18 protein-coding genes are annotated in these 22,059 nt (G+C 45.0%); 10 read left to right on the top strand and 8 right to left on the bottom strand.

Going from position 1 to position 22,059, the window contains the following annotated elements; all coding sequences use genetic code 11:
* Window positions 1–12 precede the first annotated feature (12 nt).
* Entirely contained in the window at window positions 13–1,596 is a 1,584-nt protein-coding gene (locus tag ABDW33_RS18630) for a Na+/H+ antiporter (protein WP_343691594.1), read from the top strand.
* A 5-nt stretch (window positions 1,597–1,601) separates the two neighbouring features.
* Here ABDW33_RS18630 and ABDW33_RS18625 read toward each other — a convergent pair whose 3' ends face one another.
* Window positions 1,602–2,174 (bottom strand): Crp/Fnr family transcriptional regulator, encoded by a 573-nt coding sequence (locus tag ABDW33_RS18625; protein WP_343691593.1) that lies wholly within the window; start codon window positions 2,172–2,174, stop codon window positions 1,602–1,604.
* Window positions 2,175–2,470: 296 nt separating this feature from the next.
* On the opposite strand from ABDW33_RS18625, the gene ABDW33_RS18620 reads away from it, so the two are divergent.
* Window positions 2,471–3,328, top strand: a complete 858-nt coding sequence (locus ABDW33_RS18620; protein WP_343691592.1) for an SDR family oxidoreductase — start codon at window positions 2,471–2,473, stop codon at window positions 3,326–3,328.
* A 502-nt stretch (window positions 3,329–3,830) separates the two neighbouring features.
* On the opposite strand, the gene ABDW33_RS18615 is transcribed toward ABDW33_RS18620, so the two are convergent.
* The 4 genes from ABDW33_RS18615 to ABDW33_RS18600 form a co-directional block, all read right to left on the bottom strand.
* The gene (locus tag ABDW33_RS18615) at window positions 3,831–4,349 is read right to left on the bottom strand and encodes a nicotinate-nucleotide adenylyltransferase (protein WP_343691591.1); all 519 of its coding nucleotides are present in this window, start codon (window positions 4,347–4,349) and stop codon (window positions 3,831–3,833) included.
* A 127-nt stretch (window positions 4,350–4,476) separates the two neighbouring features.
* Window positions 4,477–6,153: a pseudouridine synthase gene (locus tag ABDW33_RS18610; RefSeq protein ID WP_343691590.1), complete on the bottom strand. Its 1,677-nt coding sequence runs from the start codon at window positions 6,151–6,153 to the stop codon at window positions 4,477–4,479.
* A gap of 324 nt (window positions 6,154–6,477) precedes the next feature.
* Entirely contained in the window at window positions 6,478–7,251 is a 774-nt protein-coding gene (map, locus tag ABDW33_RS18605) for a type I methionyl aminopeptidase (RefSeq protein WP_343691589.1), read from the bottom strand.
* An 11-nt stretch (window positions 7,252–7,262) separates the two neighbouring features.
* Window positions 7,263–7,712, bottom strand: a complete 450-nt coding sequence (locus ABDW33_RS18600) for a GyrI-like domain-containing protein (protein ID WP_343691588.1) — start codon at window positions 7,710–7,712, stop codon at window positions 7,263–7,265.
* On the opposite strand from ABDW33_RS18600, the gene ABDW33_RS18595 reads away from it, so the two are divergent.
* From ABDW33_RS18595 to ABDW33_RS18585, 3 genes are all read left to right on the top strand, one after another.
* On the top strand, window positions 7,713–7,931 hold the full coding sequence (locus ABDW33_RS18595) for a hypothetical protein (RefSeq protein ID WP_343691587.1): 219 nt from the start codon (window positions 7,713–7,715) through the stop codon (window positions 7,929–7,931).
* A 174-nt stretch (window positions 7,932–8,105) separates the two neighbouring features.
* Entirely contained in the window at window positions 8,106–8,672 is a 567-nt protein-coding gene (locus ABDW33_RS18590; protein ID WP_343691586.1) for a class I SAM-dependent methyltransferase, read from the top strand.
* 44 nt (window positions 8,673–8,716) lie between these two features.
* On the top strand, window positions 8,717–9,046 hold the full coding sequence (locus ABDW33_RS18585; protein WP_343691585.1) for a hypothetical protein: 330 nt from the start codon (window positions 8,717–8,719) through the stop codon (window positions 9,044–9,046).
* A gap of 71 nt (window positions 9,047–9,117) precedes the next feature.
* On the opposite strand, the gene ABDW33_RS18580 is transcribed toward ABDW33_RS18585, so the two are convergent.
* The 3 genes from ABDW33_RS18580 to ABDW33_RS18570 form a co-directional block, all read right to left on the bottom strand.
* Entirely contained in the window at window positions 9,118–9,690 is a 573-nt protein-coding gene (locus ABDW33_RS18580; protein ID WP_343691584.1) for a Crp/Fnr family transcriptional regulator, read from the bottom strand.
* A gap of 4 nt (window positions 9,691–9,694) precedes the next feature.
* Complete coding sequence (locus ABDW33_RS18575) at window positions 9,695–10,495, bottom strand: oxidoreductase (RefSeq protein WP_343691583.1); 801 nt, start codon at window positions 10,493–10,495, stop codon at window positions 9,695–9,697.
* 176 nt (window positions 10,496–10,671) lie between these two features.
* Window positions 10,672–11,595 (bottom strand): AraC family transcriptional regulator, encoded by a 924-nt coding sequence (locus tag ABDW33_RS18570; protein WP_343691582.1) that lies wholly within the window; start codon window positions 11,593–11,595, stop codon window positions 10,672–10,674.
* A gap of 87 nt (window positions 11,596–11,682) precedes the next feature.
* Here ABDW33_RS18570 and ABDW33_RS18565 point away from each other — a divergent pair, with 87 nt between their 5' ends.
* The 5 genes from ABDW33_RS18565 (at window position 11,683) to ABDW33_RS18545 (ending at window position 21,966) form a co-directional block, all read left to right on the top strand.
* Window positions 11,683–12,795, top strand: a complete 1,113-nt coding sequence (locus tag ABDW33_RS18565) for an FAD-dependent monooxygenase (protein ID WP_343691581.1) — start codon at window positions 11,683–11,685, stop codon at window positions 12,793–12,795.
* Between the two features lie 430 nt (window positions 12,796–13,225).
* Window positions 13,226–14,107 (top strand): hypothetical protein, encoded by an 882-nt coding sequence (locus ABDW33_RS18560; RefSeq protein ID WP_343691580.1) that lies wholly within the window; start codon window positions 13,226–13,228, stop codon window positions 14,105–14,107.
* Between the two features lie 176 nt (window positions 14,108–14,283).
* Window positions 14,284–16,713 (top strand): bifunctional YncE family protein/alkaline phosphatase family protein, encoded by a 2,430-nt coding sequence (locus ABDW33_RS18555; protein ID WP_343691579.1) that lies wholly within the window; start codon window positions 14,284–14,286, stop codon window positions 16,711–16,713.
* Between the two features lie 58 nt (window positions 16,714–16,771).
* Window positions 16,772–17,581, top strand: coding sequence for a DUF5984 family protein (locus ABDW33_RS18550; RefSeq protein ID WP_343691578.1), 810 nt, complete (start codon window positions 16,772–16,774; stop codon window positions 17,579–17,581).
* A gap of 254 nt (window positions 17,582–17,835) precedes the next feature.
* Window positions 17,836–21,966 carry a two-component regulator propeller domain-containing protein gene (locus tag ABDW33_RS18545; protein WP_343691577.1) on the top strand — a complete coding sequence of 1,377 codons (4,131 nt, stop codon included), beginning with the start codon at window positions 17,836–17,838 and terminating at the stop codon, window positions 21,964–21,966.
* The last annotated feature ends 93 nt before the right edge of the window (window positions 21,967–22,059 follow it).

Below are 22,059 nucleotides of genomic sequence, written 5' to 3'. Positions count from 1 at the left end.
AAAAATAGTTGAATGCACACTATCCTTCCTTTTTTCCTCGCCATGATTGCGGCCGTCGTGATATTAGAAATGTGGGCAACCCGGCTAAAAATCGCATATCCCATCCTGTTAGTAGTGGCAGGGCTGCTTATCAGTTTTATCCCCGGATTGCCTGCTGTTAAGGTCAATCCTGACCTTATCTTCTTCATTTTTTTACCACCGTTATTATTCGAGGCTTCCTGGACTGTTTCTTTCAAGGAAATGAAGAAATGGTGGCGTATCATTTCCAGTTTTGCATTCCTGGTTGTGTTCTTCACGGCATTGTCAGTAGCGGTATTTGCAAATTATTTTTTGCCGGGGTTTAGTATTGCCCTGGGGTTTTTGCTGGGAGGAATAGTGTCACCACCAGATGCCATCAGCACGGCTGCCATCACGAAGTTTGTAAAAATACCCAAATCTACGTCTTCTATCCTGGAAGGGGAGAGCCTGCTCAATGACGCTTCTTCGCTGATTATATTCCGTTTTGCGATGGTCACGGTAGGAACCGGCCAGTTCATCTGGCTACAGGCAGCGGGAAGTTTTGTATGGATGGTGGTGGGTGGAGCCGCGATCGGCATCCTGCTGGCGATCCTGTTTGTAAAAGCGCATAAGTGGTTACCTACTACGGCTACTTCTGATATTGCGCTCACCCTGATTGAACCTTACCTCATGTACTGGCTGGCGGAAGAACTGCATTGCTCGGGCGTGCTGGCGGTAGTGTGCGGTGGTTTGGTAATGTCTTCCAGGCGATTACTTTTCCTGAATAGTGCCAGCCGCATTTCGGCCTATAGCGTGTGGGGGAGTTTGGTGTTCATATTGAATGGTGTCGTCTTTCTCATCATAGGATTGGATCTGCCCGAAATCGTAGATGGCCTGCGATCGGCCGGTACACCTTTGCATACCGCTATCTGGTACGGTGTATTGGTGACGGGGGTATTGATCTTAGCGAGAATGATCAGTGCATACAGTGCCATGCTGGCTACGATCATTTTCAGACCGCAGGTGAGGCCCAGGGCCAGCTCCCGGCTCAAAGCCTTTTTATTACCGTTCATGCTCGGCTGGACGGGGATGCGTGGCGTGGTATCGCTGGCTGCTGCGTTGTCTATACCGGTAGCCTTTGATGACGGTACTTTGTTCCCGCAGCGGAACCTGATCCTTTTTATCACCTTTGTAACAATACTACTGACATTGGTGGTACAGGGCCTGACGCTGCCTTTCCTGATCAGGAAAACAGGGGTCTTCGAGGGACTGGATAGCGACGATGCGGAGAAGGAGACCCGCCAGAAAATGAAGCATGGATTGAAACAGCACGTATATCAGTTTTTGAAGCACAAGCATGAAAATGAGTTGAACGGGCATGCAGGAATGGAAAAACTCCTGCATATATGGGAGGAACGTGCGAAAGCGAATAGTGAGAATTTAATGAATGAAAAAACGAAGGCTATCTTTATTGAATTGCTGGAAAGCCAAAGGGCTTACCTGACGGAGCTGAATAAGGACCCTGCAATCGACGAGGAGATTATCAGGGAACAGTTATACCAGATAGACCTGGAGGAGGAGCGGATAAAGATCATTTAAGCTCCTTACCGCATGTTCTTTCTGACCCGGCTCAATGTTTCGGGTGTGATACCCAGATAAGAAGCAATCATTCCCTGCGGCACACGCTGTGCGAGCTGAGGATACTTTTCTATAAACTGCAGGTATTTTTCTTCCGCGCCAGCGCTGAGAAATGTCTGGATTCGCCCCTGCGAGGCAACAAAGCTTCTCTGCAGGATGGCATTGACCATGTCATTGAAAGCTGGTATCTCATTGCATAGATGGTCGAAGTTGGTTTTGGTAATGAGAATGACTTCGGCATCTTCCAGTGCTTCAATATTGTAGATAGATGGGGTGCCTGATAGCAGGCTCTGGCGGTCGCCTATCCACCAGTTTTCTATAGCGAAGTTTAAGATATGTTCATTTCCCTTGTTGTCCACCGAGAATGTGCGCAAACATCCCTTTACAATAAAAGCATTGTATTTCCAGACATCCCCTTCCTGCAACAGGTATTGTCTTTTCCTTAGCTTTTTATACTGGCAGACCGCTTCAATTTTCAACAGATCTGATTCGGTTAAAGTGACTTTTTCGAGGATGTATTTCTTGAAAGACTCAAACATATAGCCATAAAGCTATAAAAAAATATGCGTCCCGGCATATATAATTTGGTCCTGACACATTTCATGTCGGGCGACCGGCTGCTTTTCGCGCCCATGCAAACGTATTTTCCTGCTATATAAGATCCCGGGATATCAGACGTGTACATTTTATTTATACAAAGTTGTGGAATGGAATATGAAACGGCATTCATGTATGTCAAGAACCTGCGTTGACATATGTCAATGACATTTTTTACGATAGGTCAATGGCCGGGAAAACCGATCGTCTCACCTTTGTATCATAAAAATTACAAATTATGTCACAGGTAATATTCATCACAGGAACCAGCACCGGATTTGGCAAATTGACAGCGCAAACCCTTGCAAAGGCAGGTTATACAGTCATAGCAGGCATGCGTGGGGTAGATAGCAAAAATGCGGCGGTAGCTGCGGAGATGGCAAAGATCCCGAATATAACAGTTGTTGAAATCGATATAACAGATGATCAATCTGTAAAAGCAGCCTTTGACGAGGTAGTTGAAAAGTTTGGGCGTGTTGATGTACTGGTAAATAATGCGGCGGTGAGTGGGTTCGGTTTACTGGAAGCTTATACCATCGACCAGATCCGCCGGATGTTTGAAGTGAATGTATACGGGGTAGTACGTACCTACCAGGCAGTACTGCCGGTAATGCGCCGTCAGAAAAGTGGCCTGATCATAAATGTCACTTCAGGTGCCAGCGGGCATACCTTACCATTTATGGTGCCCTATCTGGCTTCAAAGTTCGTGGTAGAAAGCATTACGGAAGGAGCGCAGGATGAACTGGCGGATTATGGTATTGAGAATGTAAGTATCCAGCCGGGGGTGTATCCTACAGAGATGAACACGGGTGTAAAGGTGGGCGTGAATGCGGACAGGACCGACATCATTGAAGCATATGGTGCTGCTGCGCAGGAAAAGGCGAATGCCTTGGGCGCTGCTCTTTTTGGTAAAATGGCGCAGTTTGAAATGAATCCGCAGACTATTGCAGACGGGGTGCTTGCACTGGTCAATATGAAAGCGGGTACGCGTCCGCTTCGTTTTCCGCTGGATGCGATTGCGCAGGGAACAGACAGGGAGTTTATAAAGGCCCGTGCTGATATAAAGGCAAAATGGGTGGCGGCTTATTATGAGTAATATAGTGTGGCTATAGCCAGGATAGCATACTAAAAGGGTACTTATAGGTCACTAAAAGGGCACTTCAATATCACCTCGATATCGATTGGATATAGAGGTGATATATTGGTGTACTATTGGTACCCTTTTAATGAGCTGATAGTAGCGTAGTTAGATCATATCTATTCTAACCTGGAATGGGCTTTTTCCCGGTCAATATCTGCCTCCCTATAATCACACAAATATTATTTCCCCGATAGGAGAATACCTGGAGGTTGATAATGGATTAATAAATGACGTTTCTACTGGTAAGGTGTATTTGAGAGAAGGTAACTTCATCCGGCATATATATACCGCAGACGTATTCAATTTTTATCACTTTAACTGGGATGCAATTGTAAATGTCAGAAGTATTAGTGGTTATGTAGTCGGTAAACCAATCGGAATATAAAACATAACGAAGCTGTCTCATAACTAAATGAGACAGCTTCGTTATAAATAATACATTGTCTGATAAAAAACATCAGAAAAGGTCGCCGTTGTCGTTCGCTTTTACCTTAATCCTTTTGGTGCCGTTTTCCAGTACCAGTCTGTACTTTGATTCATTGTCCCTGTCCTTGATGTACGTAATCAGGTATACATCTTTTGCAATTACCCAACCGGGATATTTTTTTGCAATTGCAGCTGTCAGAGAAGTAGGTAATAATTCCAATTCATATCTTTCTGCAGTTCTGATCAGTTTTCCGCTTTTATCATATGCTGCCAGTGTTTCCCCATCAGGAATTGCGAAGCAGACGAAGTAGTTATCGTATTCGTCTTCGTAATAGTTGACGGCCGTTTTTAGGTCGTATGCAGCAGAAGTGATGGTCAGCGGATGAACAGGTTGTGCTTCTTCCTTTCCATTGACTGTTTTGATGAACTTATAACTAGTTGCCTGTAAGTTGACAGCAGGGCCACCAGGAGCCCCTGTTTGAGCAGATGAGATAAGGCTATTGGTCAGCATCAGGGCGATGGCTACAAGCATGAATTTTGTGTATTTCATAGCTCAAGGTTTAAAGTTTTAATCTTACTTCAAAACTCCTTCATATCGCAGGCAAAACTATTGACGGGGGTCAGGGTACTTTGAAAATAGCATCATTTGGAGAAATGATGGCTGTCAGGGGGGAGTATTAAAACCCTTCTGCAATAGTAAAGCTGACTTTTTCCTTTGTGGCAGGATGGACAAATTCAATTTCAGCGGCATGCAGGTACATTCTTTCGGAGGGGGTGCCATACAGATCGTCTCCTACAATGGGGGCATTTAATCCTGACTCATGGGCGGAGTGCATGCGCAGCTGGTGCGTTCTGCCGGTCAATGGCCAGAAATTGACTTTGGTTGTATCAGTGTATCTTTTCACAACTTCCCATTTGGTAACGCTTTTCTTCCCGGTATCAAAGCAGACGAGTTGCCTGGGGCGGTTAAACAGGTCGGGGCCTAGTGGAAGATCAATTATGCCTCCCGGCTGGTCAATGATCTTTGATAACAGTGCCGTATAGCGTTTGCGAACTGTTCTCTGTAAAAATTGCCGTTGGATATGCTTGTGGGCTGCCTGGGTTTTGGCGACGACGAGTAGTCCGGAAGTATCCATGTCTAATCTATGAATTATCAGTGGTTCTGTGCCTGGGAGACCCTGTTTTAACCTGCTATATACGGAATCCGCGATGTTCACGCCGGGCACAGAGCGTAAGCCTGCCGGTTTATTCACCACTACGAAACTATCATCTTCAAATATGATCTCCAGGGGGTGGCGATCTGCTTTGATGTCGAGCAAAGGATTGTCTTCCAGCGGTATCCCTTCGAGCATATGGGCCAGAATGGGCTTGCACTTACCGGTACAGGAAGGGTAGAACTGGCCATGTTTCCGGATCTCGGATTTTGGAGATGCGCCCCACCAGAATTCTGCCATGGCAACAGGCCGATACTGGTTGGCAAAGGCGTATTGCAGGAGTTTGGGCATGGCACATTCCCCGCTCCCGGCAGGTGGTTTGCCAAAAGGTGTTTCTTTGAAGATGGCCTGCAAACTTTTAGTGCGCCCGTCTTTATTGAGGAAACTATATTGTTCAAAGATCTGCTGCTGAAGGTCGGCCGATCGTTCCTTCCGTTCATTTTTCAGGGGTTCAATTGCTGACTCAAATGCAGCCAGCTGTAATTGTAGTGCTGTTTGCTTTTGGGTCCAGTGATCGGTGAGGTGTTTCAGCTGTCGTTTATCGGCCAGGCTCTGATTGATAATATCTGCCTCTGCAGTAGCATAATCAGCCTCATTAAGACGTTGTTTCAACTCCGCCCGGAGTTGTTTGCGATGGTCTTTGTTGGCCTTTAAACGGGCTTTTAAAGCCGCTATTTCATGGGTAGCGCTGACAGTTGATCGTTCAAGGTCTTCCTGTAGCAGAAGGTATGATTTGTTGTTAGTGAGTTCGTCGATACGGGTATTGATGGTCGTAATGATATCCAGTCCTTTAAGAAAAAAGCTGTTTTCCGTAAGCATATCGAATACGGGTGGAACGAATTTCCCGTGGTCGTTGGAGTTGGCCAGTTTGCCAGAGAAGGCGGAGAGATAACCCAGCTTCCCGGTGGTGTCCTGTACCACCAGTACGCCGAACATTTTCCCGATGGCGGTGCCATCGGTATCATTATCTATTCCAAAGTTATGATCCAGGCCAGTGAGCTTTTCCAGGTACTGTTGCAGGTCGGCGGCCGCTATTTTGGATAGTGGATGTGGTTCGTAGAAAAAAGGAAAGGTAAACCGTTCTGGTAAGGTTATATCTTTGATTAAATCCTCCGAAAAGTAAGCGATCTTATCTGCCAACACTGGTTTTATTTAGGGCGCAAAATTACGACTATCTTTTAACAGAATGGCAATTAATTGAGCAGATCAACGGCATTTCCAGCTTCTGCCGGCGGCAAGCCACGTGTACCTTGTGTTCGGCGGTACCAGCTATTGCATATCCAGAACTGTTGCCTGGAAGACAAAGGGGGGATGGTAAAAATAAAAGCCTTCAGCTCGTGATGAATGAAGTGAGCCCGAAAAGTGTCCAACTTTCAGGGCGCACTTCAGAATGGCTGAAGGCTTTTTTACTTAAAACAGGTTCATGCCAGCAGGCGGGTGCCCGCTTTCATACGTGTTTTATGCTTAGTTGAAAATTCCGTTCATTTCCGTGAGAATCAGGGGCTGACCATCCGTCACGACAATTGTATGCTCATGCTGCGCCATATATCCGCCTCTTTCCCCAATCATGGTCCAGCCGTCGTTCAGTGCAACGGATTCCGTTGCATAAGATGAACTTGTAGAGATAAACGTTTCAATGGCTACAACTGAATTCTTTTTAAAGCGTCTTTTATCCGTCTTCACCCTGTAATTCAGCAGGTCGCCCGGTTCTTCATGCAACCCTCTGCCAATTCCATGGCCGCCCAGGTTTTTGATCACCTTGAAACCTCTCTTTTTGGCTTCTGTTTCCATCAGGTATCCCACATCTGCTATCTTTACACCACCTCGAATGGTGTTCAGTGCTTTCTGCAGGATCTCTTTCGATGCATCCACCAGTTTCTGATGCTGGTGAATATCATTCCCCAATACAAATGATCCGCCATTGTCAGCCCAAAAGCCATTTAGTTCTGCAGACACATCTATGTTGATCAGGTCACCATCTTTCAGGATCCTTCTTTCAGAAGGAACACCATGGCAGAACTCATTGTCTACGCTGATGCAGGTATAGCCCGGGAAATTGTAAGTTAAATAAGGGGCAGACTTTGCGCCAAAACCAGCCAGAATACTGGCACCGAATTCATCCAGCTCTTTTGTACTCATGCCTACCCTGGCATATTTCGTCATTTCTCTCAGGGTAAAAGCCACCGCCTCACTGGCTTTCTGCATACCTGTTAACTCAGCTTCTTTTGTTATTGACATATCTGTTTATTTTATTTTGTCGCTATAAAGATCTCCACTTCAGCGTTATCGCCCTGTTGAGATGTAGCGCTGTAGACTTCAAAGTCGTAGGTGTATTTTCTATTTAGTTCTTTATCCCGCTGCCAGATGTCCATCCAGGTATTGGCTACTGCCGCCGGCATGGCTCCTTTCGCAACAAATTTCCGGAACTGCTCTGGCTGAAATTCGCGGCCGGTCAATCCTTCCGGGATCTCGTCCAGCGTGGTGACAGGCATTCCGAGGAGGGTGGTGTAATCTTCTGTATAATCACTTTTGTAATCAGTATAGATAGAATAAATGTCACCGGATTGTTTATTGGGGATCTTATCAGGTATACCTTCTGCAAAGAAACGACTCCATAAGTTCCCTATATCTGCTAATGCCTGGTTGTCTTTGTTCGTTGTTCTGACCGAGATACCGATTATTTTAAACCCATTTGTCATATGCTGCTGCAGTTTGATGAGATGAACTTTCCCCGGGGGGGCCTTAAAGATAAGCAAAACTATGTTGGTTTAAACGCTGGCTTTGTGGCGCATACTTTTCCTGATCTTTTCCCGGTGATTTTCGCCCTATGCGCCCTCTGCGCGAAACACCGGCGGGAGGTACCAGTAGTAAAGAAAACGGCCTTTGAGAAGGAAGTGGAGCGTATAACGATTGACTAAAGTGTAGTCAGCCAATACCTTCCGCAAGGTATTGGTTTATTTATATAGCAGTGATATATTTACCCATGTATTTTTTACCGGGGTTCGGATTTTATGTAATCAGGTGAAAAAAGCAGCTGCAGTAGTGCGCGGAAGTTGGCAGGCTGCAGGTATTGGATCATTAAAAAATAGAAGATGGATAAATCAAATGGCTACGATGCTATCACGGGTTTGTACCTTCAGCAAAGGGGGGGGATCGGTAGTGCTGTTATCAGCAGTTGGGCTGCGAGTTTCCCACCAGGTGCCGCGGTCATTGACCTGGGATGTGGAACAGGGTTCCCAGTTACAAAAATCCTGGCAGCAGCAGGCTTGCAGGTATATGCTGTGGATGCCTCTGCCAGCATGGTTGCGCTGGTGCAGCAGCATATCCCCGGGGTCATTGTTGCCTGTGAAGCCATGGAGGAGTCATTGTTTTTCAATCGTACCTTCGACGGCATCATTTCTATAGGTGTCATGTTCCTCCTTTCAGCAGAACAGCAACGGTTGTGCATTCAAAAAATGGCTGCCGCTCTGAAACCCAGTGGGAAGCTCCTGTTTACAGCGCCGCTTGAAGAGACCACCTGGAAAGATGTATTGACGCAACGACCTTCTCTTTCCCTGGGTGCGGCGACATATAGAAGTTTATTAGCTGCTGCAGGCTTATCTATTGGTGAAGAACTGGAAGACGAAGGTGGCAACCATTATTATACTGCGAATAAGTAAAACATAGCGCCTGATCGTGTCAGGAAAATAACTACCTTCCTGCTATGAATAATATATTGTTTTCCCTGCTGTTGATTGTAACAGTAATTACCTGTAGCTGTACTGTTCAGAAACAGTCCAGATTTACCACGGACCGGATTAAGCCGGGTATGACCAAGGAGGCTGTGATCGCATTATATGGTAAGCCGTATAAAGAAAGTACATTTACTGACAGTAATCATGTGGTACATGAGCACCTCTACTACAAGGAGCACATCTGGGTGCGCAACTGGTATGAGATCAATAACATTCTGCATTTTCAAAATTCGGTCCTGCAATCGCTGGAGCAGGGAGATGAGCACCTGGTAGACAAACGGGAAGTAGTGGTGAAGTGAGACCTGCATCACTTCACCTGCTATGGGAAACTATAGGCCGGCTCCCTGATCGTGCCATAGATTAAATGATACTACCGGATATTCCTCCTGATTCTGCTTAGCGATGATTGGGTAATACCCAGGTAAGACGCTAAGTAGGATAACGGGATTCTATTCGCCAGTTTAGGGAAATTATTCAGGAACATCCGGTAGCGTTCGGTAGCGTCTTCTGCCATCATCGGACTGATCCTGTTCACTTTCTCAGCGAGGCTTTTGGCGGTGATCTTTGCAACAATGACATCCCAGGTGATAATGGTCATCGACAGCTCTTCCATGTCGGCTTTGGAGAGCACAATATATTCGCAGTCAGTAACAGCCTGTATATATTCAGTAGATGGAATATTTTGATTATAACTATGTACATCCACAATGAAATTATTTTCATCTATGAAGTACTTGGTGATCTCGTCACCTTTGTTGTTGTAATAGCAAACCCGCATAATACCGGTTGTTAAGAAGATCACCTCCCGGGGCGTTTTTCCCGCTTCGTGATAGTATGCATCTTTTTTGGTTGTCTTTACAACACCTTTACTTTTGATCAGCGCAATCTGCTGTTGGTTGAGGTGACCGAAATGTAACAGGTAATTGATCAATTGCTCCATCATACAGTTATTTCATCTGTCTCATCAATAGCCTGTCAAACGTTTTGTCCGACAGGATCTTTCTCAGGAAAAGCATTGGCTTTGCCATCGTTCCTCCAATATACCTTGTTTTGGGTTGTTTCGCTTCAATTCCTTTTTTAATCAGCCGGGCAATGACGATCGGTTCTACCGAATTCTTTTCCATTTCAGTATACATCCTTTGCAGGTGATGGGCAAGTTCTTTGTATACTGTATTGCCTGACACCCGCATCATATCTCTGGCTCCAATTTGTGTCATCTCAGATTTAGTACCACCGGGTTCAATGACAATGACATCAATACCAAATTGTCGCACTTCATTGCGCAGCGAGTCACTCATTCCTTCGATAGCGAACTTGCTGGCATGGTACCATACTCCCATTGGCAGCCCCACTTTACCACCAATGGATGAGATATTGATGATCTTTCCGTATTTATTTGCACGCATGCGGGGGAGGACTAACTGTATCAATCTGGCTACCCCAAACAGGTTGATCTCCAGCTGGTGTCTGGCCTCCGGTAACGGTACATCTTCCAGTGCGCCATAAGAGCCCAGGCCGGCACTGTTTACCAGGATATCGATGTCGCCTGTCTGTGCGATGCAGGCAACAATGCTGTCATCGTTGGTAACATCCAGGGAAACAGGTTTTACCCCATATGTTTTTAAGGTTTGTAACATTTCCATACGGCGTGCTGCACCATATACATTGTAGCCATTTTGAGCCAGGTAAATCGCGGTTGCTTTACCTATTCCTGAACTGGCACCTGTGACCAATACTGTCTTCGGCATTGTTTAGTTTTTTTGATGATGACACGAAGGTAGTCTGGCTACAGGTAGCAATATTTGCCATTTGGCAAATAATGGAACTATCGGACCGTCAGGACGATTTTGCCCTGGATATGTCCACGGGCTGCCTGTTCATGTTCTTTGCGGTGGCTGCCAGTGGAAAAGTGCTGTCAATGGCCTCATCCGTGTTTGAGACTGTATTTCTTGGGTTTTTCACCGATATACTTTTCAAAAGTCCTGGAAAAGTGGCTAAGGTTCTCAAAACCTATCTGATAACCGGCTTCAGATACGGACAGTTTTTCTTCACGGATCAGTCTTGCAGCTTCCTGCATTCTGAAATGCTGATAATATTCATAGATGCCCATACCAAAAACCTGTGTAAAAATCCTGCGCATTTTCAATTCATTCATACCGGCAAGTTGTTTCAGCTTTTCAATGCTGGTAGGCCGGCTTAGGGAGGACACAACCTTGTCGCGTACCTTGAAAATAGATCTGATGTCTTTACTACTAAGTTTTTGATGAACAGACTGTTCGCGCTTACTTAAACTTTTAAACAGGTAGAAAAGCAGTTCCATTGCTTTTAGTTTGTAGTAGTAATCCGGGAGTGTATCGGGGGCTTGTTTTTTTACAATATCATTAATCGTACGTACAATATCATCTGTCATGATCTCTTCGATCATGAAATCGTAACTGGTGTCAAATAAATATTGAAACTGTTCAGCATCATTTTTTAAGAAACTTTTCAGGTATTCGGCACTGATAATAACTGCAACTACCTTAACGGGGCGGGTGTCTTTTCTGAAGGTGCTGGTATAAGTGTAGGTAGCGGGAAATGCGCGCGCGGCGCTGTCTTTTACATGTTCGTTGTCGAATACGTTTTTGAAGAAAAAGCAGATACTGTCTTTGATGAATTTCGGTGCTGCCGTGGGGCGGCTAAATGTTTTATTGACGGTATAAACGGCAAAGAACATGACCAGCTCAGGAAAGAAATCGAAACTTTTATGATAGTGCATGTCTACATTATGCATCATTCCCTTTCCAATATCGTATCCTATTTTATCGGCAAAATCGAGAAAGTCGGGTCCGTTGGTGGTGGTTTCCATAAGTTTTACGGCTATTTTTAGTAGTTATCCGGCTATTTTATTTCTAAAGATACATCCAATTTTGTAGTGTAACCAAATAAAGGAAACATGAAAAAAGAGGTTTTAATATCGGGTGCGAGCATAGCGGGCCTTACGCTGGCCTATTGGATGAACCGTTACGGATACAGGGTGACAGTGGTGGAAATTGCTAAGGGATTGAGAAGGGGTGGTGCACCTATTGATGTACGAGGCAATGCATTGCAGGTAGCGGCAGAAATGGGTATCCTGAATAAAATAAAGGCCAAAGAGTTTGTACATATAGACCGGATGGTGAACGCACAGAATGAGACGTTGGCGACCTTCAACGTCAATGCACAGGAAGAATATCGTGGTGATATTGAAATTCACAGGGATGATTTATCCGACATATTATTGGGCTGTATTCCGGCAGGAGAGGTGACATTTTTATTCGAGAACAGGATCGAAAAGCTGGCGCAACATAACGATAGGGTAGCGGTCTCTTTTAAGACCGGAGAGACCCGCAACTTTGATTTTGTATTTGGTGCTGATGGTACACATTCATCCGTGAGGAAACTCGTTTTTGGAGAAGAAGAACAATTTTCAAAGTTCTTTGGTGCTTACTTTGCGATCGTGGAGGCGACAGATATAGCGCATGAGAGTGGGGGATCGGTCTACCATGAGCCGGGCAAAATGGCAGCGCTTTATCAATTCAAGCATGTGGTCAATGCTTTTGTAGTGTTCAGGTCTCCTAAGCTGGATTATGATTATAGGAATGATCAGCAGCATAAGGAAATTTTAAAAGAAAATTTTGAGGGTAGTGCATGGAGAATACCTGAAATTCTACATACAATGGTGAATGCTGATAATCTATATTTTGATGAAGTCTGCCAGATCCATATGCCGACATGGTCGAAAGGACGTGTCGCATTGGTGGGGGATGCTGCGCATACGGCCAGTTTCCCGACCGGAATGGGCACAAGCCTGGCTATGGAAGGGGCCTATATCTTAGCGAAACAACTGCATCAGGAGGAAAATTACCATACAGCTTTTGCAAAATACGATGAAACGTACAGGCCTTATGTGAAAGAGGTACAATCGAGAATAACAAGAGGGTTAAACTGGTTGGTGCCAACAACAGTGGAGGGTATTCAGGGGGCTATTCAGCAGGTGGCAGAACAAAGATTGGGAGAGAATATCTGATCCGTCGATATTGTTTTGCCTGTCCTTATATGGCTGAATAAAATAGTGCACCTAACCAGCGGGACGGTTGCTATAATGTTTGTTCCGGGGCGCTATATAGTGCTTTGGGGTTTGAGGGAAACCGGGTAAAATAGTTTAAAAATATAGCCAGTTGTTTTATATTTGACAATGCGTGCTTGTATACGGTTAACCGGCCGTAGCAAGTTCGCATTTCAATGTTGTCAAAGTTCTGGAAACAGGTTGTGTAGCGGATGACCTGATGATTGTAACCTACTTTGACAGCCAGCGGATCCTGGTGCTTACTGATGATACTCACGTGGTGTGGAAAATGAAAACGATCAGTATTATTATAAGCGCCCGGGGGAAATTCCCGCACTTTGTACCATTTTAACCGACCCTGTACATCATGACAGACTATATGCGAAATTTCATGTTAACCTTGTTGATGCTTGCCAGCTTACAGGGATTTGCGCAACGCGTAAACACGACGAAGCCGCAACACATTACCACTCCAGCTGCATCACAACTACGCTCTTACGTTTGGGATAAGTTTCCCGATCATTATCATATACTGGCATTCAACTACGGATCAATGTTCCCTGCAAACCCCGGGCAGGCTTCCCTGGCAAATATTTACTATACGGCTGTACCGGTAAGCACGGGCACATCTAAAAATGAGACTTTCACGGGTGTGGCAAAGAATGGTTTTGCGAACCGGATGTGGTCGATGGGAGGTGATTATGAATCCATTTTCAATGAAAAGAATGATATCGTATTAGGAATTGGTGGATTTAAGAATGTAGGGGGAGATGGCGGTTTCTATTTTCATGCAGGCTATAGATACGTGTTGAACATGGGATCAGTGTCGATCAAGCCGGGACTTGATTATTATGCGCTGAGGGGATCAAATCATGTAGGAGATATCGATAATCGCCAGAGGAACCTTTATTTCGATGGTTTCTATTCGGAGGCTGAATTTACTGTCACACATACAAATGTTTATACAGATGACGCGGGGAACGAGTACGTGGAGACGACTTATAGTACTTACAGCAGTGACAGGGTGGAAGTGAAATACAGGAGAAAGGCGAAGGCACTGCAGCCCCTGATAGAAGCCAGTGGTCACTGGAAGAGACTGTCCATAAGTATGGAAGTGGGGTATATGATACAGATCCAGCAAAAAAGCCTGCTGACATTTGACCAGATCAATGATTACGTTCGTGAGCGAAATGAAATCGGTACGATGAATATGAGGAAGAATGGCGTGCTGTCCGGACCCAGAATCGGGTTGATGATTGGTTTGATATTATGATCCGGGGTATGCCGGCATCGGCATTTTCGATTTAAAAAGTACAACACAAAACAGGTAAAGTTACCTCTAAAGAGAATTTCAAGGCCATTGTATTTTTACCGGTAAATGATAAGATTAACTTAACACTGTTCTAAATTATTTTTTTGGAAACTTGGAGGTTCGATAAATTAGTTGTCATGAAGAATATCATTACCGGTATCACCGCATTGTTATTTGCAGGCGCTGGCTTTGCCCAGACTGCTGCCCAGCTGGATGCCAGCCGGGTGCAGTTACCTAACGGCTGGTCACTGACCCCTGTAGGTGAGTACCTGACGCTGGGGGATCTGCCATTAAACATAGCTGTATCCTCTTCTCATAAGTATATGGCTGTCACCAACAATGGGCAGAGTACGCAAACGATTCAGCTGATAGACGTGAGGTCTCAGCGGGTAACCGATGAGGTGGTCATCCCTAAAAGCTGGTTCGGGCTGAAGTTCAGTGCGGACGGTAAGTCTTTATATGCTTCCGGCGGTAATGATAACCGTATTCTACAGTATACGGTGGATGCGGGAAAATTAAAGCTCGCAGATAGTATTAGCCTGGGCAAGAAGTGGCCGGTAAAGATCTCGCCCACAGGTATTGAGATCGACGATAAGCGGAAATTGATGTATGTGTTGACGAAGGAAAATAACTCCCTGTATATAGTCGATCTTGCAACTAAAACAGTGAAACAGCAGTTGCCGATCGGTGGTGAAGGGTATAATTGTTTGTTATCGGCAGATAAGAAAACATTGTATATCACGTGTTGGGGATGCCGCAAGCTATTACTATTCGATACGCAGCGTACCGCTTTTGCCGGCGAAGTAAGTGTAGGAGATCATCCCAATGATCTTTGCCTGTCAAAAGACGGCCGCTATATGTATGTAGCGAATGCCAATGATAATACAGTATCGGTAGTGGACCTTACGAAAAATGAAGTGATCGAAGTATTAAATACAGCTTTGTATCCTGATGCCCCGAATGGATCGACAACGAACGGGGTTGCATTGAGTGAAAACGGGAAAATATTATATATCGCCAATGCGGATAACAACTGTCTGTCAGTGTTTGATGTGAGTAAGCCCGGAGCAAGTAAGAGTAAAGGATTTATTCCGGTAGGATGGTACCCGACAAATGTAAAGGTGATCGGTAAGAAGATTTATGTAGCCAATGGCAAAGGGTTTTCTTCAAAGGCGAACCCTGATGGGCCGAATCCGCTGAAGAAGAAAGAGGAAGTGGAATACCAGGCAGGAGACAAGAACCGGCCGAAGGAGGTGCAGTATATAGCCGGACTATTTAAAGGAACGCTCAGTATTATTAATGCACCTTCTGAAGAGCAGCTGGCTGTATATTCTCAGCAGGTCTATAAGAATACACCTTATACCAAAGAGAAGGAGACGGTTACTTCCGGTGAAGCGGGTAATCCGGTTCCGATGAAGACAGGTGCTACTTCGCCGATAAAGTATGTGTTTTATATCATTAAAGAGAATCGTACTTATGACCAGGTACTCGGGGATATGAAAGAAGGGAATGGTGATACCAGCCTGGTATTATTTGGGCAGCATGTGACGCCGAATCAGCACAAAATAGCAAAAGAGTTTGTACTGCTGGACAACTTTTATGTAGATGCGGAGGTGAGTGCAGATGGACATAACTGGACAACGGCTGCCTATGCGACAGACTATCTTGAAAAGACCTGGCCAACGGGTTATGGTGGAAGAGGAGGTGTTTATGATGGCGAAGGGAAGCGGGCCATTGCGAATAATAAGAAAGGATTTATCTGGGATCATTGTCAGCGTGCAGGTGTAAGTTATCGTACCTACGGAGAGTTCGCAGATGATGGCAAACCGAATATACCGGTATTGAAAAATCATTTTTGTCCCGGGTATACCGGGTGGGATCTGAATGTGTATGATACCACGCGTTTCAGACAGTGGCAAACGGAGTTTGATTCCCTGGTGGCGATCGGCCAGGTACCGCATTTCAATACATTGCGGATGGGGAATGATCATACGGAAGGATTGCGTAAAGGTAAGTTGTCACCTATGGCGCATGTGGCAGATAATGACCTGGCTGTAGGGATGTTTGTCTCCTACCTGAGCAAGAGTGCGATCTGGCAGGAGAGTGCGGTATTTATTATAGAAGATGATGCGCAGAATGGAGCTGATCACCTGGATGCGCATCGCAGTACAGCTTATGTGGCAGGCGGTTTTGTAAAACAGGGATTTGTAGATCATACCATGTATTCTACTTCTTCCATGCTTCGCACTATTGAGCTGATACTGGGTATTCCGCCTATGAGTCAGTATGATGCGGCGGCGATGCCGATGTGGAAATGTTTTTCGGCAGATGCGCATCATGGGGTGTATGAGTCCGTACCTGCGAATATAGATCTGCGCGAGAAAAATGTGGTGATGAATGAATGGCAGCGACGTTCAGAACAGTTTGATTTTTCGAAGGAAGATAATGTACCAGACCTGGAGTTTAACCTCGTTTTATGGAATGGCATCAAAGGCACTGTATTCCCTGCACCGCGGCGGGCGGCCTTTGTGAATTTAAATAAGAAAGCGGATGGGGACGACGATTGATAGTACCGTCATTTCACTATTTATATTACCTTGCCGGTACTTTGACTTTTAACAGCATATGGCGCTTATTAATTTTTCGCTCAAACATCCGGATAATATTATTCCCTGGGGTGATGCTCCTGAGATGACAATGCATTGGTTTGGACTTACCGAAGGAGAGTATTGGCTTGATTTGGGTAAATCTACTCTTTATGAATATACAAGTGAAGTACTGGCAGGGGATGGTCATGATGCCCGTTATGTAGAATATCAGATAGTGCGGTTGATAGAAGACTGGACCAGCTTATTTGATGCTATTGCGGAACCATTGCCGGATGCTTTTTACAGCATAGCACGCACGAGTAATTATTTATACAGGTTTTACGCAGCAGCCCTGAGTTGGCTGGATCATTTGTCTCAGGATCCACTAATTGATGAAGATACCTATTACAATCGTTACGATAAGGCAATCGAATGGATCTATAGCAGGACGTTGACGGCGATGCATTTAACCGCCGGGCCGGGTGTTAGCTTTTTTAGAAACAGGGATAATATTGCGATTGTCTGGAAGGCCGATCATGTTACTGAGCACAACATCCCGGTGTGGACCGCACAAAATGGAGAGATAGAAATGGCGTACGAAGTGTTTGTACGTGAGGTGGCCGATTTCGGGAATCGTTTTTTTGATGCCATGGATAACCAGGTTCGTATAGCGTTGGACAAGGATTGGGGAAGTACGGTCATCAACAAAGAGCGATTAAAGCAGGAACAACAGGAGCGAAAAGAGGCATTTCAAAAAAAGCTGGCGGTGTTGAAAGGTGAACCAGCCAAACACACAGACTGGGAATTGGTCAATGCTTTACTAACGCAGATGTTTAGCCATAGATGAGATAAGTACCAGCAGCAATATCTTTCATACATCAGGGAGCCCGCTCTAAGAGCGGGCTCCCTGATGTATGAAACAGCCGGTGCCAGCGTGCCGGCAATCCAGGCGATATCTGGCTCATCAGCTAACTGCAGGTATAAAAGTTCCCCGTTATCAGTTATATTTGGAGCCCAGCTAAAAATAGCGTTATGAAAAAGAGGGCTGGTAGCTATCCTTCCCATTGATGGGAGTGTTTTTTTGAGCAATGAAATATTAACATGAAGCAATCTACCTTGCAATATATCAGATCGGTTTTTGCCGCAGTAGCTTTTTGGCTGCTGCCGGTATGGGTTTTTGCACAGCGGGATCATTATAATTTTTCTAAACTGGATATGCATAGCGGTCTTTCACACAACCAGGTGAATGCCGTGCTAAAGGATCCGGATGGCTTTATGTGGTTTGGTACAGTGTCCGGTCTCAACCGTTATGACGGTTATTCATGCCGCATATTCCGTAATAATCACAATGACAGCACTTCTCTGAAAGATAATAATGTAGTAGCACTTTTTGCGCTTCCTGAAAGAAGGATGTGGGTGGCTACAAGAAGAGGGGATTGTATTTTTAATCCTGATAATGAGGAGTTTGATGCAGACTATTATAAGTATTTACGACGCCTGGGCTTACCTTCCGGCATGATGCTACATATTGAAAAAGGGAATGCCGGCAGATACTGGTTTCTATACAAAGAGCTGGGTCTATATTTATATTCAGCCAGTGAGCATAAGGCAAAACCATTCACCCGGCAGGACAAATCATATCCGGATAATAAGATCACATGCGTAAAGGAAACAGCGGACGGGAAGTTATGGATTGTTTATCAGAATGGGTTATTGCAGCAATATGACATCACCCTGGATAAGGTTATATTCTCCAGCACTGCTTTAACTGAACAGCATACAGGAAGCAATGCCAATAGCCTGTTTATAGATAGTGATGGGGATGTTTGGATCTGGTGTTATACCTATGGTGCTTTTCTTTTTCGTCCCAAAGACAATACGATCAAACTGTTTAACAAAAATTCCGCTCCATCCAGGTTGAGTTCAGACTTAGTCAGTGCGATTGTGCAGGATAACAATGGGATGATCTGGATAGGAACGGATCATGGCGGCGTGACGCTGATCGATAAAAAAAATAACTTCCAAACCAGTTACCTCCTCTATGATTCAAAAGATCCGAAAGGGCTTAGCCAGAATAGCATCAACACCATTTATAAAGATAACAACGGCATTATCTGGCTGGGTACTTACAAGCAGGGCGTGAATTACTTAAACAGCAGCATTGTACAATTCCCGTATTATCATCACCAGGAAACGGATGCGAAGAGCCTTCAATACGACGACGTAAATCGTTTTGTGGAAGACAGGTCTGGTAATATCTGGATTGGCACCAATGGTGGAGGGCTCATTTATTTTGACAGGAAGAATAATACTTTCAGGCAGTACCTGCACGATCCCAACAATCAAAACAGTCTCACCGCTAATGTCGTAGTCAGCTTATGTATCGATCATACAGGCATGCTCTGGATTGGTACTTACCTGGGTGGGCTTGACAGTTTTGACGGACAGCGCTTTACGCACTATCGCCATGATGAACATGACGCTGCCAGCCTGGGAGAAAACCTGGTTTGGGAAATTTATGAAGACAGGGAGCAGCATTTGTGGATAGGCACCCTGGGTGGAGGTATGGACCGTTTAGACAGGAGTACGGGTAAATTTGAACATTACAACAAGGGAAACGCAGGAGTGGGTCTCTCCGATTATGTTTTCAATTTCCTGGAGGACAGAAAAGGTAATTTATGGATTGGAACGAATGCAGGATTGGCCGTTTTTGAAAAGAATAAAGATATCCCGGTTTTTTATAAGCATACAGGCAAGAAGCATAGTTTAAGCAGCGATGTGATTTCCTGTATCCTGGAAGATAGTAAGGGCCGCATCTGGGTGGGTACTTCCGAAGGTTTGAACCTGTTTAATGAGCAGGCGAAGGATTTCCAGGTATTCACTGCTTCAGATGGATTGCCGGATGACATTATCCTGGAAATGCTGGAAGATAATCATCACACATTCTGGATTTCTACGCCCAATGGTTTATGTAATGCCATTCCCAAACAAAACGGCCAGGGTCTTACATTTTCCGTTATTACCTATGACGAAACGAACAATCTGCAGCACCGTGAATTTAATGACAATGCAGCGCTTAAAACAAAGGCTGGTGAACTGATATTCGGAGGTCCTTTCGGCTTTAATATTATAGACCCGGCTAACATCAAAGAACCGGTGCATCATCCTGAGATTGTTTTTACCGGATTGCAGGTATTAAATAAAGACGTGGCACCAGGAGAGCAGATCAATAACAGGGTACTGCTGCCACAATCTTTGTCCAGGCTGGAACACGTTGACCTGAAACACAAAGAGAATGTGTTCACTATTGAATTTGCTTCGCTTGACTTTGGTGGTAATACCCATGATAAGTACGCGTACAAGCTGGAAGGGTTTAATACAGACTGGTTTTATACCTATGGCAATGAAAGAAAGGTGACCTATACTAACCTGAATCCCGGGCATTATATTTTTAAAGTAAAGGTGTTAGACCGGGATGGTTCCTGGAGTCCTGTCCGGAGTTTGCAGATCAATATTGAGCCGCCGTTCTGGCGAACGCCCGTTGCCTATTTTATTTATCTACTGGTTGCTGCCGGCTTGCTTTTACTTGCCCGCCGTATCACGCTGGAGCGGATACGTATGCGCTTCGAAGTGCAGCAACAACGCCGGGAGGCGGAAAGGGCGCATGCACTGGAGCAGTTGAAGACAAAATTCTTTACCAACGTCAGCCACGAATTCCGTACGCCATTGAGCCTTATTATAGCCCCGTTGGATAAGATCATTAAACATACTACAGACGAAGAGCAGGTGAAGCAATTAAACCTGGTACAGCGTAATGCAAAACGCTTATTGAACCTGGTGAACCAGCTGCTGGATTTCAGGAAGATGGAGGTGCAGGAGGTACGGTTACATCCAGCTATCGGCGATATTGTGAGGTTTTGTAAAGACACCAGTGCATCGTTTACCGATATTGCTGAAAAGAAAAAGATCAGTTTTTCGTTTTCCACTAACATTGATAGCCTGGATATTTATTTCGATAAGGATAAGATCGAGAAGATCCTGTTCAACCTGCTTTCCAATGCGTTTAAGTATACGCATGATAACGGTACTGTGAGCATTCACCTGAATTATCAGCCCCCTGCAGATAATGAGGCAGATGGAACGCTTGCCATAGAAGTAAAGGACACCGGTATCGGCATCCCGGCCAGCCAGCATGAAAGAATATTTGAACGGTTTTTCCAAACCGAGGTACCGGAGAGTATGGTGAACCAGGGCACCGGTATCGGCCTGGCTATCACAAAAGAGTTTGTAAAATTACATCAGGGCATCATTACCGTGAAAAGTGAACCGGATAAGGGTACCTGTTTTACGGTAGTATTTCCTGCAAGGAAAGTCTATGAGTTGCCCAATCGTGTTGTGTCGACCCCATTATCGGCAGAAAGTGAAGAACCCCTGGTATCAGAGGATGTTAAAAAGGGGGATAAGCGGAAAACGATACTTATCGTGGAAGACAACGAGGAACTGCGGTTTTATTTAAAGGATAACCTGAAATCAGACTACCATATAGAAGAAGCTACCAATGGAAAAGAAGGCTGGGAGAAAACAAAGCTGTTGAATCCAGACCTGGTGGTCAGTGATATTATGATGCCGTTAATGGACGGCGTAGAGCTCGCCCGGAAAATTAAGACGGAAACGCTGACTGCCCATATTCCCGTTGTTTTGCTGACCGCTATGGGAAGTGAGGAGAAACAACTGGAAGGGTTGAAAGCGGGTGTAAATGATTATATCACAAAGCCTTTCACCTTTGAAATCCTGGCTTCCCGCATCAATAACCTGCTGGCGCAGCAACGGTTACTGCAAAAGAGGTTCCAGAAGCAGATAGAGGTGAATCCTGAGGAGGTAACAATCACACCTGTGGACGAAAAATTCCTGAAGCAGGCATTGGAAGCTGTTGAAAAGCAAATAGATAATCCTGATTTTACGGTGGAAGACCTGAGCCGGGAACTGTGCATCAGCCGTGTTACTTTTTATAGAAAGATCGTGTCGCTGACCGGCAGGTCGCCGTTGGAGTTTATCCGTTCGATCCGTTTGAAGAGAGCGGCACAATTATTAAATAAGAGTGGTCTGTCAATTGCCGAAATTGCATATCAGGTAGGCTTCAATGATCCCAAGATCTTCTCTAAATTTTTCAAGGAAGAGTTTAATATGCTGCCTTCACAGTATGTGGCCAACAGGAAGAATAAAGCCGGCTAATTTTTCCTTGTTCAGGTAAATGGCAGTGAAAACCAACAATTTGTAACATTTGCCCACCTAAGTTGAAACATTCGACCGCCTGCTTTCAGACGG

Source organism: Chitinophaga sp. (genome assembly GCF_039596155.1).
Taxonomy (GTDB): Bacteria; Bacteroidota; Bacteroidia; order Chitinophagales; family Chitinophagaceae; genus Chitinophaga.
The sequence above is the reverse complement of the archived record's forward strand: the minus strand, read 5'-3'. Positions and strand labels throughout refer to the sequence as shown.